The sequence below is a fragment of the Methylobacterium sp. Leaf94 genome (assembly GCF_001426045.1).
GTDB lineage: Bacteria > Pseudomonadota > Alphaproteobacteria > Rhizobiales > Beijerinckiaceae > Methylobacterium.
The window spans coordinates 48128-64010 of the sequence record NZ_LMRM01000064.1; the positions used below are offsets into that span (position 1 = coordinate 48128).

Here is a 15883-nt window from a genome sequence, read left to right on the forward strand (position 1 = left end):
GGCGTCGCTCCGCGTCCTGTCCATCTTGTAACTAGGCCGTGGGCCTTAACCTGCGGTTAACCTCAAGTCACCCGCCCCATCGGGGGCAGACGGCCTCATTCCGCCGGGCCAGAGGCGACCGGGCGCATCGGCCGGGCGCTGCGGGCATCCGCGGCCTTCAGCGCCTTCCAGCTGTTTGGCTGCGCCACGAAGGCCCGCAGCGCCGCGGTGTTGGCCGCCGCTTCCTCGGGCGAGAGATCCTGGCGAGAGACGGCGTCCGCCTCGGCGAACTTGCCCTGCAGCCCGAGCACCAGGGCGAGGTTCTGGCGTACCCGTGCGTCGGCGCGGGGCTGTTCGGCGGCCCGCCGCAGGGTCGCCTCGGCCTGCGGCAGCTGGCGGCCGAGGGCGTAGGAGAGTCCGAGGTTCGACAGGATGACGGGATCGTCCGGCTGGATCTTCAGCGCCGCCTCGTAGAAGCCCTGGGCCCGGGTGTGGTCGTTGAGCTGGTCCGCCACCGCGCCCTGGGCGGAGAGGACGCGCCAGTCGGGACGCGCCGGCGTGTGGGCGTTCTGAAGGACGTCGGCCGCTTCCTGGAACCGGCCGACCTCGGACAGGCTCTTGCCGTAGGCAGCCAGGACGGTGTTGTTCTTCGGGTTGCGCAGGGCCGCCTGCTGCAGGACCGCGACGGCCTGCGTCTTCTGGTTCGTGGCGCGCAGGGCTTGGGCGTAGCGCAGGGCCAGCGACAGGTCGTTCGAGTCGGCGGCGTACTTCTCGCCGAGGGCCTCGACCTCCCGTCGGCTGATGACGGCGGGGCTCGGGGAGCGGCCGAAACCCGGAAGGGAGATCCCCCCGATGGAGCCGGTCGTTTCCGGCGACCGGGACTGGCAACCGGCGGTGAGGGCCGCCACGAGCGCTGCCGCCAGGACGGGCATCGGGCGCACCCGGGAGAAGTTGACCAGCGGCCGGACCATGACGCGCTCCACGACGGCCCGCAGGGGCCTAGCATTTGCTCCGGCGAGCGCTTCGCGCTCCCGTTGCCCCGGTGATAGAGCGTTAACCCTAACCCGCCGTTAATCTCCCGCCCCTGCCCTCGCGAGCGCCATGATCCAGACTCTGTCCCGCCTCGTTGCCGATCCGGGCGACGCGATCCCGATCCTCGGCGTCACTCCAGAGAGCTGGCCGCAAGTCGAGGCGGCGCTGCCGGCCCCGCAGGCGGCCTATGCCCGCGCGACCGAGTTCGTGCCGAAGGCCGGGCGGATCGCCCTCCTCCCGGCGGCCGACGGTCGGCTGGGGCAGATCCTGTTCGGCCTGGGCGATCGCAGCGATCCGCTGATCGCCGGCAAGCTCCCCGGCGCCCTGCCGCCCGGCACCTATCGCCTCGTTCCCGCGGACGGGTTCGATGCCGGCGCCGCTTCCCTCGCCTGGCTCCTCGGGAGCTATCGCTTCGCACGCTACCGCGAGGCCGGCTCCGAGCGCCCGGCCCTCGTCGTGCCGGACGGTGTCGACGGTGCGGCCGTCACCCGCATCGCCGAGGCCGTGGCGCGGGGCCGGGACCTCGTGAACACGCCGGCGAACGATCTCGGTCCGGCCGAGATCGAGGCCGCGGTGCGCGCGGTCGCCGAGCGCCACGGCGCCACCGTCTCGGTCGTGACCGGGGAAGACCTCGCCGCGGCGTTTCCCCTCGTCCACACCGTCGGGGCGGCTTCGCCGCGGGCCCCGCGCCTCATCGACCTCGCCTGGGGACCGACGGACGCGCCCCGCGTGACCCTGGTCGGCAAGGGCGTCGCCTTCGACACCGGCGGACTCGACATCAAACCGTCCAGCGGCATGCTTCTGATGAAGAAGGACATGGGTGGCGCCGCCGCCGCCCTGGCGGTCGCCGACATGGTCATGGGCTCGGGGCTGCACCTGCGCCTGCGCCTGATCGTGCCGGCCGTGGAGAACGCCATCTCGGGCAGCGCCTTCCGTCCGGGCGACGTGATCCGCAGCCGGGCCGGGCTCACCGTCGAGATCGGCAACACCGATGCCGAGGGGCGGCTGATCCTCGCCGACGCCCTCGCCCTGGCGGATGCCGACGCACCGGACCTGCTCCTCGACTTCGCCACCCTGACGGGGGCGGCACGGGTCGCGCTCGGACCCGACCTTCCGGCCTTCTTCACCGAGGACGAGGCGCTGGCCGCGGCGGTGTCCGAGGCCGGGATCGCCGTCGCGGATCCGGTCTGGCGCCTGCCCCTGCACAAGCCCTATGCGCGCCTGCTCGATTCGAAGGTCGCCGACCTGAACAACGTCTCCGGCGGCCCCTTCGCCGGGGCGATCACGGCGGCCCTGTTCCTGCGCCGCTTCGCCCCCGGCACCCGGGCGCACGTCCATTTCGACCTGTATGGCTGGAACCCGTCCACCAAACCCGGTCGGCCGGAGGGGGGCGAGGTGCAGACCGCGCGCCTCGTCCACGACCTCCTCGCGCGCCGCTATCCGAAAGCCTGATTGCGAGGAGGCCCGCCCGGGCGCGTGGCTTCAGAGGCCGAGCATCGCCTTCTCGGATTCGTAGGCGGCCCGGACCGGCTCCGCCCCGTAGAGCCGCTCCAGCCGCCGCACGGTAAAATGCGCCCGGGCGGTGGACTGGAAGTGGTCCATGAAGGCGGCGTTCACCGCCGCCCCACCGACGGCTCCCAGGATGGGGACGGCCTGCGCCGCCACCTTCTGGGAGACGACCAGGCCGAAGCGGGCCGCGATCTGCGTCGAGAAGCGGATCAGGGCCGGCGCGGCCTCGTCGAGGAGGGCGCGGTTGCCGGCATAGCGCGCCGCCTCGACCATCGTCTTGGCCAGGGCCGCGCGCACGGCGAAGTAGCCGCTCTCGGTGAGCGCGCTGCCCGCCGCCTCGCGTCCGCCCAGGGCGAAAACCTGCACGCAGGCCAGGGCATTCTCGGGATCGCTGAGGTCCTCGCCCTCCTCCCGGGCGATCTGCGCGATCGAGCGCAGCATCAGGGTGGTGGAGACCGGCAGTTCGATCGCGAGCGTCGCGAGGCCGAAGGCGCCCCCGAGGGCACCGGAGACGGCGGCCATCGCCTTGTGGCCGAAGGCGCTGGAGGGCAGGTACTTCGCCAGGCGCGTGGTCGTGCGGACCGTCGCGGAATCCGTGTCGGCCGGACCGGCGAGAAGCGGATCGGCCGGAACCGCGATCGCGCGCCCCTCCGGCAGCGTCGCCAGGGCGACCTTGAGCGAGGCACGCATGGCGCTCTCCGTCGCCTGCGACACCGCGTCGGTGACCGGCGCCGGCAGGGCCCGTCCGATCATGTCCAGGGGCGCGCCGGCCACGGCCGAGAGCCGCGCCGCGAGGCCGGGCTTCTCCAGCGCCTCGACGGCGCGCCGCAAAGCCGCGCGATCGGCCTCGCTCAGGCCGGGAATGCCGGGGCTCACGGCCGGGGCGGTGGTGGTGTCGTCGACGAGTTTGATGTTGCTCACGTCTGCTGTCTCATCCGTGTGCCGGGTGGGGTTTCGCGGGCCGGCCTGCGCCAGGGTGGTCCTGGCCGGTGGAAGCAAGGCCGGGGCCCCGCGGATGGTTCCCGCCGATCTCGTCGCCCGCGGCCGCTTCGGGGCGGACCGGGTCCGTCGCGGTCGCTTCGGCGGCGGACACCTTTCGCCCGCCCGCCCGCCCGACCAGCAGGCAGAGGACGACCACCGGGATGCCGACCGCCGCCGTGAAGGCGAAGAAGACCGGATATCCGTAGGCCGCCACAACGAAGCCGGAGGTTCCGGCCACGAGCTTGCCCGGCAGCGCATAGAGCGAGGAGAAGAGTGCGTACTGCGTCGCCGCGAAGCCCGGCGCGGTCAGGCTCGACATGTAGGCGATCAGGGCCATCCCGGCGAAGGAGCCGCAGAAGTTGTCGATCGAGATCGTCGCCGTGAGACGCCAGACCTCCGGTCCGCCGAAGGACAGCCATGAGAAAGCGAGGTTCGAGGCCGCACCCAGGAAGGCGCCGACCACGAGAGTGGGGAACAGGCCGAAGCGCGTCATGGCCCAGCCGCCCACGAAGGCGCCCGCGATACCCACCCAGATGCCGTAGAGCTTCGAGACGGCTCCGATCTCCACGAGGCTGAACCCCACCTCCCGGTAGAGGGGGCTCGCCATCACGCCGGAGATGAAGTCCGGCAGGCGATAGAGGGCGACGAGGAGCAGGATCGCCCAGAGGCGGGCGCCGAGCCGCGTGTGCAGTTCGGTGAGGGGCTCCAGCACCGCGCCCCGGAAGGTCCAGGTCCTCGCCGGGGCGGCCGGCGTCGCGTCGGTGATCGCGCGGTCATAGGCCGGAGCGAGCAGCGCGGCCACCATGCCGACGGCCATCAGGGCCGCCATCGACAGGTAGGCGACGTTCCAGCCATAGGCGCTGGCGATGAAGAGGGCTCCGGCGCCGGCCGACATCAGGGCGAGGCGGTAGCCGAGGTTCGAGGTGGCGGCCATCACCCCCTGCAGGTCCGTGCCGGCGGCGTCGATGCGCCAGCCGTCGATGACCACGTCCTGCGTCGCGGCGCAGAAGGCGACGAGGAACGCACCGAGGCCGAGAAGCGCCAGGCTGGTGCCGGGATCGGCGAAGGCCATGAGGCTCAGCGACAGGGCGACCGTGCACTGGGTCGCGATCATCCAGGCCCGGCGGCGGCCCAGCGCCCGGCTCAGCACCGGCACGTCGAACCGGTCGATGATCGGGGCCCAGAAGAACTTCAGGCTGTAGGGGAGCGCCAGATAGCTGAACAGGCCGATCGATTTGATGTCGACGTCCGAGTAGGCGAGGCGCGTCGAGAAGGTCCCGAGGACCAGCAGCAGCGGCAATCCCGACGAGAAGCCCAGGGCGAGCATCAGGAGGATCCGGGGATCCTCGACGATGTCCCTCAGTCGGAGGCGGCGGCTCGGGATCTCCAGCGCGTCGCTTTGGGCCATGGCATGGAACTCCTGGGGGCCGAAAGGCTTGATGCCCGCAGACCATAGCAGGCCTCCGCGCCGCCCCGGCACGGGGCTGTCGCCGGGCCCGCGTGCCGTGGCGCATCGCTTACCATCGGCAGCATGCCTTCCGAAATCTTAACGCGAGGTCTCGCATCTTCCTGTTAGCGGCCCGATCGCCTCCAAGAGGTTCCTCGATCCAGGTGTTGACGGCGGGGTTTCCCGGCAGTTCAAGTCTGTGGTCGCGCCCGAGTGGACCGGCGACGGGCCAACGTTCAGGTCAACATTTCGGGTGTCTCGTCTTGGCTGAAGCCGATCATGACGCATAGGGAAACGCCGGCCACCGGAGCACACGGCCTCGGCATCAGCGCAGGCGCATTCGTGGCGGCGTTCACCGCGAGTCCGACGCCCATGGTCCTCACCGACCCGCGCCAGCACGACAACCCGATCGTCTGGGCGAACGAGGCCTTCCTGAGCCTGACCGGCTACGCCTGGGAGGAGATCTCGGGTCGGAACTGCCGCATGCTGCAGGGACCCGAGACCGATCCGCGGGCCGTGCGTCGGTTGCGCGACGCGGTGATCGCGGGGCGACCCATCGAGATCGAGCTGGTCAATTACCGGAAGGACGGGACCTCGTTCTGGAACGGCATGACGGTCGCCCCGGTGCGCGATGAGACGGGGCAGATCGTGCATTTCTATTCGGCGCAGGCCGACATGACCGGCAAGTACCGGACCGAAGTCGCGATGAAGGACGCGCACGACGAGCTCGAACGACGGGTCGGGGAGCAGACCGCCCACCTTCGCGCCGCCCTCGAGCAGAAGACCGCGCTCCTCCACGAGGTCGACCATCGGGTCAAGAACAACCTCCAAGTCATCTCCTCGCTGATGCTTCTCAAGGCGCGGCGCACCCCGCGCGGAGAGGCCAAGGATGCCCTGCAGGGCATGGCGGAGCGCATCGGCGCCCTCTCGACGGTGCACCGGATGCTCTACTCCACCGGCGACGTCACGCGGTTCGACCTGCGCGAGTTCGCCGACGACTTCGTCTCGGAGCTGGTGGCGGGGCTCGACACGGACCGGACGGCCGTCAGCGCGGAGATCGACTCGATCGCCGTATCGGCCGCGATGGCGGCGCCCCTGGCGCTGATGTTGCACGAACTGGCGACCAACGCCGTCCGGCACGCATTCCCGGACAGCCGGCCCGGGCGCATCACGATCAGCGCGCAGCGCAGCGACGACGGCCTGCGCATGCTGATCGAGGACGACGGCGTCGGTTTGGCCGGTGGCACGCCGAATCCGGCCGGCTTCGGTCGCTCCCTGGTGGAGATGGTGGTGCGGCAGCTTCGCGGGGTGATCGCCTGGAGCGACGTCGCGCCGGGAACCCGCGTCGAGATCCTCGTTCCCCTCGACGCGATCTCCCTCCAGAGTCCCATCACGGATCGGGCGCCGGGGCCCGAATGGGCTTCCCCATGACCGAGACGCCCCTGCGGATCCTCGTGGTCGAGGATGAGGTCCTGATCGCCCTCGAACTGGAATGCCTGCTCGATGACCTCGGCCACATCACGGTCGGCGTCGCGGGGAATTCGGCGGAAGCGATCGCCCTGGGGCAGGCGACCTCCCCCGACGTGGCGTTCGTGGACATCCACCTGATCGACGGCCCCACCGGCGTCGAGGTGGCCCGCGCCCTCAGCGCCGATCCTCACACCACGGTCGTGTTCATGACCGCGAACGCCAAGCGCATCCCCGACGATTTCGCCGGCGCGGTCGGGGTCATCGCGAAACCCTATTCCGAGCGGGTGGTCGCCGGCGCGCTGCGCTACGTCGCCGACCGGCGCGCGGGCCTCGCGGCCACGGTCGAGGGGCTGGACGGGTTTCGCCTGGCCTCGGCGCCCGAGACCGGCGAGCGGCATACACCGGTCCGTTGAGGTCCGGGGAGCGGCCTTCGCGGCTCCCGGCGCGCGAACGGGCTAGCGATTCGTGGGTCCGGCGCCAGCGGTAGCCAAGGCGCGGCGGTTCTCGGCCTGACTGCTGACTTCTCCATAGAACTTGTTCGCATCGCCGAGCTGGATCGAGGGCTGGCAATTCGGCGTGCACGAATAGGATTCGCGCTCGAGACCGCGCTGAACCGTGATGACGGCCGCCTGCGGTGCCTGCACGCTGATCGTGGATTCCGCCAGCATGTGGCCCGCGGCGTCGAGGGCGATCAGGTTGGTGCTGCCAAAGCTCTTCCCGGTCAGGATCAGGATGCCGTTACGCTGGAGGGCAACGTCGGCGATCATCGGATTGCCGACGATGACGGTCTGGGTCTTCTCGGGCAGGCGCATGACCTTGGCGTTGTCGACCGTGACCGCCACGATGGTCGGCGGCGCGTCCGGTGCCTGAGCGCGCACCGACCCGCATCCGAAGACGGCGTACCCGGCCAGGAGAAGCGCCGTCAGGATCCGGAGAGGGATGTGGGACGGATTGGTTGGGGAGTGCATCGGACGCTCACTGGACCGCACGGCACGACGCAGATCGTGATTGATCTCGGTGCATCGGGACGCACCCACCGGCCGAAGCTCGACGACCAAGAGACACCAGTACGGTAAACGAACCGATAATCGCGTTGTCCGACTTGTGATGAGAGACCCCCGTCGGAACCGCCCGTGAATGCGGGTGGCGTGAAGTCGACGCGTGCGATCACCAAAAGTCTCGGATCGAGCCCCCAGCTCCGCTGCCGAGGGCGGCGTGCGGCTTTTAACCAACCCTTCACCACATCACGAAGCGGTTTCCTCCGCCCGGGTTTCGGCGACCGATTTAACCCAATGGCAACGGCGCCGGGGCACACTCCACCTGTCGCCGATTGAGACGCCTACAGCGTGAACGGCACATGCCTTTCCAGGGGAGTTTTGCCATGACCACCATGTTCAAGCGTTTCGTGGCCGACGAGTCCGGCGCGACCGCGATCGAGTACGGCCTGATCGCGTCTCTGATCGCCGTCGCCGTCGTCACCGTTCTGACAACGGTCGGCACGAACCTGCGTGCGACCCTCACCACCGTGGCGAACAACCTCAAGAGCTCGTAATCGCGGTCCGCGCACCCGGGACGGTCTCGCGGCTACGGCCCCGGTGGCCGAGCGGTTCGCTGTAGATCTTCCGATTTTGCCGGTTTCGAGGAGTATTGCGGGATGTCCGCGATGCTCCTCGCTCCGTTTCGGATCTGCGGGATCGTTCGCGCGCGTGGCGTGCGCCCTTTCGGGTTTCGCGGCACGGACTCTTAATCCCGGTCCGGGATCATGGGGCAAGGCCGGGGTTCCCCAGGGCCTCCCGCCCGCGAGAGACCCGCGCCCGCGAAATGTTGCGCCCGCAAGAGACAGGACCGAAAACGACATGGCCAGCGTCAGCCTCCTCGTCGTGTTTCCGTTTCTCATGGCCTACGCCGCCGTCAGGGACCTCCTGACGATGCTGATCCCCAACACCGTCTCGGTGGCACTGGTCGTCGGCTTCGCGGTCTTCGCCGTCGCCACCGGCCTGGGCTGGGACGATCTCGCCGGGCACCTCGGCGCCGGCGCCGCGACCCTCGTCGTGACCTTCACGCTCTTCGCCTTCGGCTTCATCGGTGGCGGCGACGCGAAGCTCGCGGCCGCGACGGCCCTGTGGATCGGCTTCGACCAGCTGGCCGGCTACCTCCTCATCGCCTCGCTCGCCGGCGGCGCACTGACCCTGACGCTCCTCGCGTTGCGCCAGCAGCCGCTCCCGCCCACGATCGCCCGCCTTCCCTTCGTGCTTCACCTGCACGATGCGAAGACCGGCGTGCCCTACGGCATCGCCCTCGCCCTCTCGGCGCTCCTCGTGCTGCCCGACACGGCCATCTGGCTTCGCCTGATCGCGGTCTGAACGGCATTGCTCCTCGGTTCGGCAATGCGTCGAACCGATTACTCCTTGTTAACCGTAATTTGAGGAATGCCAGGCCACTCTGAACCGACACGGCGATGTGCCGTCGCAAGTTCGAGTTCGGCGATGAAACCAGCCAGACTGGCCGTCCTTGCCATAGCCCTCGTGGCAGGTGGTGGCGCGGCGTTGTTGATCAGCGGGGAGGACAGGCCGGTCGTGCAGCCGGCCGCCATCGTTCCGCCTCCCGTCGTGCCGATGACGGACGTGCTCGTCGCCGCCGCCGAATTGCCGATGGGCCAGAACATCCAGGCACCGGACCTGCGTTGGCAGCCCTGGCCCAACGATGCCGTCACCAGCGGCTACATCACCCGCACCAATTCGCCCCGCGGCATGGAGGAGATCGTCGGGTCGATCGCCCGGTCGAGTTTCCTCGCCGGTGAACCGATCCGGCCGCAGAAGCTCGCCCGCTCCGACGGCGGCTTCATGGCCGCGATCCTGCCCGCCGGCATGCGCGCCGTCGCCATCACCATCGACGCGATCGGCAGCAGCACGGCAGGCGGCTTCATCCTCCCCAACGACCACGTGGACGTGCTTCGGACCTATCGGGACGAGGAATCCTCGCGCGGGAGCGCGGAGGTGCAGGTCTCGGAGACGTTGCTCCAGGACGTGCGCGTCCTGGCGATCGGGCAGATCCTCCAGGAGAAGAACGGCAACACCGTCGCCACCGGCCAGACGGCGACGTTGGCCCTGACGCCGGCCCAGGCCGAGACCGTCACGCTCGCCCAGAAAGTCGGGCAACTCTCGCTCTCCCTGCGGAGCCTCGTGGATAGCGGGCGCGCGGGCGAGCCCATTCTCGAGGGTCGTCCGGAGACGGCCCTGACCGTGGTGCGGTTCGGCGTCGCGAAGCAGCAATCGCGACGCTGAGGGAAGCACACGCACCATGACTGAGGACACGTCGATGACCCTCTCCCCCTGGCCGGCGGCGCGCCGCACCCCGCTGCTGGCTTGCCTCCTCGCCGGCCTCCTGCCCAGCGCGATGGTCAATCCGAGCTACGGCCAGCCCTCCGGCGGACTGACAGCGGCGCCGATCCTCGCGGTCGGGACCAACGAGGCGGCGACCTCGCGCCGGATCGATCTCACCATGGGACGCTCCTTGGTGATCGATCTGCCGCGCGACGCCAAGGAGGTCTTCGTCGCCAACCCGAAGGTCGCCAACGCGGTCGTCCGCTCGACCCGGAAGGTGTTCATCATCGGCATGGAGAACGGGGCCACGTCGATCTTCATCATGGATGCCGAGGGCCGGCAGATCACGGCCCTCGACGTCACGGTGGCGCGCGACCTCAACGTGCTGCGCCAGACCCTGAACCAGAGCATCGCCGGGGGACGCTTCGACGTGCGCGCCGCCGGGGATTCGGTCGTGCTGACCGGGACCGTCAACTCGGCGTCCGAGGCGGCCCAGGCCCTCGACATCGCCAATGCCTTCGTGGGGATCTCGGCCGCCGGCGCCGCGGCGCGCGGCGCCGTCATCAACAACCTGACGATCCGCGGCAAGGATCAGGTCATGCTGCGCGTCACCGTGGTGGAGGTGTCGCGCACGGTCCTGAAGCAGTTCGGCGTCAATCTCAGCGGCGGCTGGTCCGGCCTGAACCTCGTCAACACGGCGCCGCTCGCCCTGAACGGCGGCTCGTTCCCCACCGGCAACCTCCTGTCCGGAACGATCAACGGGCCGGGCGGAGCGAACCTCACGGCCACCCTGCGGGCCTTCGAGCAGGCCGGCGTCTCCCGTGTTCTGGCCGAGCCGACCCTGACGGCGATCTCCGGCGAATCCGCGACCTTCACGGCCGGCGGGCAGATCCCGGTCCCGTCGAACCTGAGCTGTACCTCCGTCGGCACCAGCACGATCCAAACCTGCGTTCCGAGCGTCAGCTACAAGGATTACGGCGTCAGCCTCAACTTCACGCCTGTGGTGCTGGCGGAGAACAAGATCTCGGTGCGCGTGGGCACCCAGGTCACCGAGATCGACCAGCAGAACGCCCTGAACCTGAACTTCACCGGCACCACCACGGCCGTGCCGGGCTTCACCGTCCGCAAGTCGGAGACCACGATCGAGCTCGCCTCCGGCGCGACGATGATGACCGCCGGCCTGATCCAGCAGCGCAACAAGGCGGCGATCACCGGCTTGCCCGGCCTGATCAACCTGCCGATCATCGGCGCGCTCTTCCGCTCGCGCGATTATCAGCGGCAGGAAACCGAGCTGATGATCATGGTCACGCCCTACATCGCCAAGCCGATGGAGCCGCGCCAGGTCTCCCGCCCGGATGACGGTTTCGTCGATGCGCAGGATGCGCAGGCCATCCTGCTCGGGCGCTTCAACCGCCTCTACGGCGTCGCCGGCGCCAGTCCCCTCGGCAGCGCCTATCGCGGCCGCGTCGGCTTCATCACCGATTAGTCCGGCGCTCTCCCGACCGATCCAGGCGCTCCGGCCCCGGCTTCTGCAGGACCCTCCCCCGATGTCCACCTCTCCCCTCCGCACCCCCCTGGCCCTCGTGGCCGTGGCCGGCGTCGCCGCCCTGCTCGGGGCCTGCCGAGCCGATCCCGTCGTGACCACCGGCTCGCTCTATCCGGCCGACTACCGCGCGCGGCATCCCCTCGCCCTCGCCGAGGGCGTGCGCACCCTCGACGTGTTCGTCACGGGCACGGGCCATCTCGATCCGCGCCAGGCCGCCGACGTCGACGCGTTCCTGCTGGAATTCCGGCGCTACGGGCGCGGGACGCTGGCCCTCGACGTTCCCGCCGGCGGCACGCCCCGGACGGCGGCCGCGGTGGAACGGACGGCCGCGGCCCTGCATCGGATGAGCCTGAACGGCGGCGTCTCCGACCGCCAGGTGGTGGTCGCCCGTTATGCGGTGGCCAATCCGAACCTTGCGGCGCCCCTCCGGCTCAGCTTCCAGCGCATGGAGGCCAGCGGCGGGAGCCAGTGCGGAACCTGGCCCCAGGATCTGGGCGTCGGAGATCCGGCCTTCAGCGGTCGCAACGAGGCCTACTGGAACTTCGGCTGCGCGACGCAGTCGAACGTCGCCGCGCAGATCGCGGATCCCGTCGATCTCGTCCGCGCCCGCCCGGAAGGTCGGATCGATACGATCCGGCGGACGAACGACATCGGCAAGATCCGCGACGGCAAGGATCCGTCAATCGAATGGCGTCAGGATGGGAAGACCTCGATCAAGGCGCAGGTCTCCCAATAACCGCGTCGGGCGGGCGCACCGTCTCGCCCGCGACGTGCCCCATCTTCGCTCCCGCATCGGCGGCAACCTGAACCGGAATTCCCTCCATGACGGATCTGAACGAGACGTCCGAGCGCATCATCGCTCCCGTGCCGCGGATCACGATTCAGGCGTTCTGCGAGACGCAGGAGAGCGCGGCGCTGATCGAGTCGGCCGGCGCGGACCGGCGCCTGCAGAAGGCGCACATCAAGGTTCAGATGGGCGGCGGCGCGGCGGCGGTCGAAGCGTATCGGCATGCGCCCACGCCGAACGTCATCGTCATCGAGACCCAGGGGGCGAAGTCGCGCCCGCTCGAATGCCTCGATTCGCTGGCCGAGGTCTGCGACGAGGGAACGAAGGTCGTCGTCATCGGGCATGTCAACGACGTCGCGCTCTACCGGCAGTTCATCCAGCGAGGCGTCAGCGAGTACCTGATGGCGCCGGTGCGCCCGATCGATCTCATCCAGGCGATTTCGGATCTGTTCACGGCGCCGGGCGCCAAGCCGGTCGGCCGCACCGTCGCCGTCGTCGGCGCGAAGGGGGGGGTCGGCGTCTCCACCCTCGCGCACAACCTGGCCTGGACGATCGGCCGGGAGCAGGACACCGCGACGGTCATCGCCGACCTCGATATCGCCTTCGGGACCGCGAGCCTGAACTTCAATCAGGATCCGCCCCAGGGCATCGCGGAGGCTGTGTTCGCGCCGGATCGCCTGGATTCGAATCTCCTCGACCGGCTCCTGTCGAAGTGCAGCGACAATCTCTCCCTGCTCGCGGCCCCCGCCACCCTGGACCGCACCACCGATCTCGCCGAGCCGGCCTTCGACCATCTGCTCGACCTGTTGCGGGCCGCCGTGCCATGCGTCGTCCTCGACGTGCCGCACCAGTGGACCGCCTGGTCGCGACGGCTCATGATCAGCGCGGACGAGATCCTGATCGTCGCGAGTCCCGAGCTCGCCGCCCTGCGCAACACGAAGAATCTTCTGACGCTTCTGCAGCAGAACCGCCCGAATGATCGCAAGCCCCGCATCATCCTCAACGGCGTCGGGGTGCCCAAGCGTCCCGAGATCGCCGCGGCCGAGTTCGCCAAGTCCCTCGACACCACGATCACGGCCGCGATTCCCTTCGATGCCGCGCTGTTTGGGACCGCCGCCAACAACGGGCAGATGATCGGCGAGGTGCAGGCCAACGCGAAGGCGGCCGAGATCTATTCGTCGCTCGCCGCCTCGATCACCGGCCGCGCCGAACTGCGCCGGGCGCGCCCGAACCTGTTCGAGCCGCTGCTCTCCAAGCTCGCCCGTCGCAAGGCGTCGTGATGCTCCGGCCTGCTCCCCGTGACCTGATCGCCAGGAGGCTGCACCATGTTCGGTAGACGATCCGGCAGCGCAGCGGTGCAGGCGCCGCGTCCGGCGGCCGTGGTCGACAAGCCGGAAGTTTCGCTGCCGGTCCACGACGATTCCGCCCTGCGCCCCCGCGCGGAGGCGCCCCGCCGGCCCGAGCCCGCGCCCGTCACGGAGTCGGCCAAGTCCGAGGACTACTTCCGCACCAAGAGCATGATCTTCGGGGCATTGATCGAGGCAATCGATCTGTCCCAGCTTTCGCGTCTCGACGCGGAATCGGCGCGCGAGGAAATCCGCGACATCGTTTCGGAAATCATCGGCCTTAAGAACATCGTCCTGTCGATCGCCGAGCAGGAAGAGCTGCTCGACGACATCTGCAACGACGTGCTCGGCTACGGCCCGCTGGAGCCGCTGCTGGCCCGCGACGACATCGCCGACATCATGGTGAACGGCGCCAGCCGCGCCTTCATCGAAGTCGGCGGCAAGATCCAGCTGACCAACGTCCGCTTCCGCGACAATCAGCAACTGATGAACATCTGCCAGCGGATCGTGAGCCAGGTCGGCCGGCGGGTCGACGAAGCCTCGCCGATCTGCGACGCCCGTCTTCCGGACGGGTCGCGCGTCAACATCATCGCGCCCCCGCTGGCCATCGACGGGCCCGTGCTGACGATCCGCAAGTTCAAGAAGGACAAGCTGACCCTCGACCAGTTGGTGACCTTCGGAGCGATCTCGCCGGAAGGCGCCCGCATCCTGCAGATCATCGGCCGCGTGCGCTGCAACGTGGTCATCTCGGGAGGCACCGGATCCGGCAAGACCACGCTGCTGAACTGCCTGACCCGCTACATCGACGCCGACGAGCGCATCATCACCTGCGAGGACGCGGCGGAACTGCAGCTCCAGCAGGCGCACGTGGTGCGCCTCGAAACCCGGCCTCCCAATATGGAGGGGTCCGGGCAGGTCACCATGCGCGACCTCGTCAAGAACTGCCTCCGCATGCGGCCCGAGCGGATCATCGTCGGCGAGGTCCGCGGCCCGGAGGCTTTCGATCTCCTGCAGGCCATGAACACCGGTCACGACGGCTCGATGGGGACGCTCCACGCGAACTCCCCGCGCGAAGCCTTGGCCCGTATCGAGTCGATGATCACCATGGGCGGTTTCAGTCTGCCGTCGCGGACGCTGCGCGAAATGATCTGCGGCTCCATCGACGTCATCGTGCAGGCCACCCGCCTGCGCGACGGGTCGCGCCGGATCACCCACATCACCGAGGTGATGGGACTCGAGGGCGACGTCATCATCACCCAGGATCTCTTCCTGTACGACGTGCTCGGCGAGGACGCGAACGGCAAGCTCATCGGGCGCCATCGATCCACGGGTATTGGCCGCCCCCGGTTCTGGGAGCGCGCGCGCTATTACGGCGAGGACGAAGCGCTCGCGGCGGCCCTCGATGCGGCCAGCGCCGGCGGGAGTGGGCTGTGAACGCCAGCGGCCTGGCCCTCGCCTCCGGTCTCCTCGCGCTCACGGCCGGGGGGCTCGCCTACGTCTTCGTCTTTCCCTACCTCTCGGGAGAGAAGCGGTCCGCCGAACGCCGTCGCACCGTCAGCGTCGTGACGGCGCCGGGAAACCGGGTCGCGACCGTCAATCGCCGCGAGCAGGTCGCCAAGAGCCTCAAGGACGTCGAGGCGAAGCGCGAAGGCACCAAGGTCACGCTGGAGCTGAAGCTGGCCCGCGCCGGCCTGTCCTGGTCGCGCAAGCAATATTTCGCCGTCGCGGCAGTGATGGCGGTGGTGTTCGGCCTGGTGATCCTGATCGCGACCGGCAATCCCCTCGCGGGGTTGGGCGCGGTCTTCGCCGGCGGCTTCGGGCTGCCTCTCTGGCTCATCACGTATCTGCGCAAGCGGCGGATCAAGGCGTTCATCAACGAATTGCCGACGGCGATCGACATCATCACCCGTGGTGTGCGTGCGGGTATCCCGGTGGGTGACTGCTTCCGGATCATCTCGCGGGAGGCCGAGGAGCCGATCCGCAGCGAGTTTCGTCAGGTGGTCGAGTCCCAGACTCTCGGCCTGTCCCTCGGCGAAGCCCTGATGAAGATGCACGAGCGCGTGCCCGTGTCGGACGTCAACTTCTTCGCCATCGTGATCAGCATCCAGGCGAAGTCCGGCGGCAATCTGTCCGAGGCCCTCGCCAACCTGTCCCGGGTTCTGCGCGAACGCAAGAAGATGGCCGGGAAGATCCAGGCGATGAGCATGGAGGCGAAGGCGTCCGGCGGCATCATCGCGGCGCTTCCCTTCATCGTCGCCCTCCTGACCTACCTGTCGAGCCCGGATTACATCTCCCTGCTCTGGCGGACCGATATCGGGAAACTTGCCCTCGTGTGTTCCGCGATCTGGATGTCGCTCGGGGTCTTCACGATGAAGAAGATGATCAGCTTCGACGTCTGATTCGTCGATGCCTACCCGGTATCAAGTTCGAATCCTCGTCCGGTCGGATCGTACGGAGACACCG

The 15883-nt window shown here is 69.1% G+C and carries 15 protein-coding genes; 11 read left to right on the plus strand and 4 right to left on the minus strand.

Annotation, left to right across the window (positions count from 1 at the left end; all coding sequences use genetic code 11):
- Positions 1-95: 95 nt before the first annotated feature.
- Positions 96-950, minus strand: coding sequence for a CDC27 family protein (locus tag ASG63_RS22850; protein ID WP_056222376.1), 855 nt, complete (start codon positions 948-950; stop codon positions 96-98).
- Between the two features lie 130 nt (positions 951-1080).
- On the opposite strand from ASG63_RS22850, the gene ASG63_RS22855 reads away from it, so the two are divergent.
- Positions 1081-2463, plus strand: coding sequence for a leucyl aminopeptidase family protein (locus ASG63_RS22855; protein ID WP_056222379.1), 1383 nt, complete (start codon positions 1081-1083; stop codon positions 2461-2463).
- 30 nt (positions 2464-2493) lie between these two features.
- Here the strand turns inward: ASG63_RS22855 and ASG63_RS22860 are convergent, their stop codons facing one another.
- Together ASG63_RS22860 and ASG63_RS22865 are read right to left on the minus strand one after the other, a co-directional pair.
- A complete protein-coding gene (locus ASG63_RS22860) occupies positions 2494-3441 on the minus strand; it encodes an EcsC family protein (protein WP_056222382.1) in 948 nt (315 codons plus the stop codon).
- A gap of 10 nt (positions 3442-3451) precedes the next feature.
- Complete coding sequence (locus ASG63_RS22865; RefSeq protein WP_056222386.1) at positions 3452-4909, minus strand: AmpG family muropeptide MFS transporter; 1458 nt, start codon at positions 4907-4909, stop codon at positions 3452-3454.
- A gap of 318 nt (positions 4910-5227) precedes the next feature.
- On the opposite strand from ASG63_RS22865, the gene ASG63_RS22870 reads away from it, so the two are divergent.
- Positions 5228-6379, plus strand: a complete 1152-nt coding sequence (locus ASG63_RS22870; RefSeq protein ID WP_056222390.1) for a PAS domain-containing protein — start codon at positions 5228-5230, stop codon at positions 6377-6379.
- Positions 6376-6831, plus strand: coding sequence for a response regulator (locus tag ASG63_RS22875; protein WP_082559482.1), 456 nt, complete (start codon positions 6376-6378; stop codon positions 6829-6831). The genes ASG63_RS22870 and ASG63_RS22875 overlap by 4 nt, the downstream gene beginning before the upstream one ends.
- A gap of 42 nt (positions 6832-6873) precedes the next feature.
- On the opposite strand, the gene ASG63_RS22880 is transcribed toward ASG63_RS22875, so the two are convergent.
- The gene (locus ASG63_RS22880; RefSeq protein WP_082501303.1) at positions 6874-7386 is read right to left on the minus strand and encodes a pilus assembly protein N-terminal domain-containing protein; all 513 of its coding nucleotides are present in this window, start codon (positions 7384-7386) and stop codon (positions 6874-6876) included.
- 413 nt (positions 7387-7799) lie between these two features.
- On the opposite strand from ASG63_RS22880, the gene ASG63_RS22885 reads away from it, so the two are divergent.
- The 8 genes from ASG63_RS22885 (at position 7800) to ASG63_RS22920 (ending at position 15819) form a co-directional block, all read left to right on the plus strand.
- Positions 7800-7970: a Flp family type IVb pilin gene (locus ASG63_RS22885; protein ID WP_056222398.1), complete on the plus strand. Its 171-nt coding sequence runs from the start codon at positions 7800-7802 to the stop codon at positions 7968-7970.
- A 304-nt stretch (positions 7971-8274) separates the two neighbouring features.
- Positions 8275-8781, plus strand: a complete 507-nt coding sequence (locus tag ASG63_RS22890) for an A24 family peptidase (protein ID WP_056222401.1) — start codon at positions 8275-8277, stop codon at positions 8779-8781.
- Between the two features lie 123 nt (positions 8782-8904).
- Positions 8905-9702 carry a Flp pilus assembly protein CpaB gene (gene cpaB, locus ASG63_RS22895; protein WP_056222406.1) on the plus strand — a complete coding sequence of 266 codons (798 nt, stop codon included), beginning with the start codon at positions 8905-8907 and terminating at the stop codon, positions 9700-9702.
- A gap of 34 nt (positions 9703-9736) precedes the next feature.
- Positions 9737-11227 (plus strand): type II and III secretion system protein family protein, encoded by a 1491-nt coding sequence (locus tag ASG63_RS22900; protein ID WP_056222409.1) that lies wholly within the window; start codon positions 9737-9739, stop codon positions 11225-11227.
- 61 nt (positions 11228-11288) lie between these two features.
- Positions 11289-12023, plus strand: a complete 735-nt coding sequence (locus ASG63_RS22905) for a CpaD family pilus assembly protein (RefSeq protein WP_056222411.1) — start codon at positions 11289-11291, stop codon at positions 12021-12023.
- An 86-nt stretch (positions 12024-12109) separates the two neighbouring features.
- Complete coding sequence (locus ASG63_RS22910; protein WP_056222418.1) at positions 12110-13354, plus strand: AAA family ATPase; 1245 nt, start codon at positions 12110-12112, stop codon at positions 13352-13354.
- A 45-nt stretch (positions 13355-13399) separates the two neighbouring features.
- Positions 13400-14854 carry a CpaF family protein gene (locus ASG63_RS22915; RefSeq protein WP_056222422.1) on the plus strand — a complete coding sequence of 485 codons (1455 nt, stop codon included), beginning with the start codon at positions 13400-13402 and terminating at the stop codon, positions 14852-14854.
- On the plus strand, positions 14851-15819 hold the full coding sequence (locus ASG63_RS22920; RefSeq protein WP_056222425.1) for a type II secretion system F family protein: 969 nt from the start codon (positions 14851-14853) through the stop codon (positions 15817-15819). Before ASG63_RS22915 ends, ASG63_RS22920 begins: the two co-directional genes overlap by 4 nt.
- Positions 15820-15883 lie beyond the last annotated feature (64 nt).